The sequence below is a fragment of the Pseudomonadota bacterium genome, assembly GCA_010028905.1.
Lineage (GTDB): Bacteria > Vulcanimicrobiota > Xenobia > RGZZ01 > RGZZ01 > RGZZ01.
In genome coordinates, this window is the sequence record RGZZ01000842.1 from 1 (window position 1) to 1,290 (window position 1,290).

Annotated in this window: 2 protein-coding genes; both read left to right on the forward strand. The window is 69.2% G+C overall.

Annotated elements, in window-relative coordinates; all coding sequences use genetic code 11:
- The coding region (locus tag EB084_25780) for a hypothetical protein (protein ID NDD31674.1) at positions 1–515 on the forward strand (515 nt) is incomplete at its 5' end.
- Positions 516–583: 68 nt separating this feature from the next.
- Positions 584–1,290: hypothetical protein (locus tag EB084_25785; GenBank protein ID NDD31675.1), on the forward strand; the 707-nt coding region annotated here is incomplete at its 3' end.

Genomic DNA, 1,290 nt, shown 5'->3' on the forward strand with positions numbered 1-1,290 from the left:
GTGCCGAGGCCCCGCCGTTCTGGGAGGAACCGCGCTACGCCGACCCTGAGCAGCCCGCCGTGGGACCATCGTGGCATGACGCCATGGACTTCGCGGCCTGGGCCTCGCAACGGCTTGGGGTGGGGCTGCGCCTGCCCACTGAAGCCGAGCGCGAGTGGGCGGCGTCGGGTGGCGTGATCGACCAGGCCTATCCCTGGGGGAACGCGCCGCGCGACACCCCGCTCGGCCCCACGGGAGATGGCCCTCCCCTGCTCGGCACGACGCCGCCGAACGGGTTCGGGCTCTTCCACATGGCCGATGGCGTGCACGAATGGTGCCTCGACTGGTATGCCCGCGACGCCTATGCGATGGCCGTGTGCGACAACCCGACCGGGCCGTCCACGGGCACGCGAAAGGTGGCCCGAGGAGGCTCCTGGCGCCATCAGATCCGGGTCACGCCGTTCCGCGCCCGCAGCAGCCTGCCCCCCGATCACCGCTACGCCGATTTCGGGTTCCGCCTCGTTCTCGGGCCCTGAAAGGGGGTCGCGCCGACGCGCTCCTGCGGAAGGGCCCGCCTGACCCCTGCTGGAAAGGGAACATTGCGATGCTCCCCGATCTCTCCCTCGCCATCGAGACGTTCTCCCGGCGCCGGCCCGACCTTGTCGCCCACGTCAGCACCCCCATCGACGTATGGCTCGCCCAGTTCGACGACGACGCTGATCGTCTTCTGGCACTGCGGCTGCTCACAGAGGTGCGCTTCTTTCCCCTGGCCGAGGTGCGCCGCTGCCTGCGCGCGCTACACGACACCCTGCGCGCAACGGGGGTCGATCTCGACGGGGTGCGCTACACCTCGTTCGCAGAAGGCAAGAGCGGAGGGCTCGTGCAGTACTTCTACCGCACCTCGAACTTCCTCCATCACGCCCGTGGGGTAGACTGGACGGCCATCGGGGAGCCGCCAGAGACGAAGAAGGGCGGGCCGCCAGAAGTCCTCGTCATCGTCGACGACACCATCGGCACGGGGCGCGAGGCCGCGTGGTACTTCAACGATCGACGCGCCGACCTGGCCCGCTGGCGGCGTCGCTTCTTCTTCGCCATGGTGGGCTTCCGCGAGGGGCTCGAGGCGCTTGCACAGGCTTCGCCCGAGGTCGAGGTACGCTGCTTCGAGACCCACGAGAAGCTGTTTGACGCCCGCCACACGACCTTCACCGAAGCAGAGAAGGCGCAGATCAAGGACTTCCTCGTGCGCTACGGCGAGCGCGTCTACCCTCGCGCGCGCTACGGCGACATCGCCTCGCCCTTCGGCTATCGCGA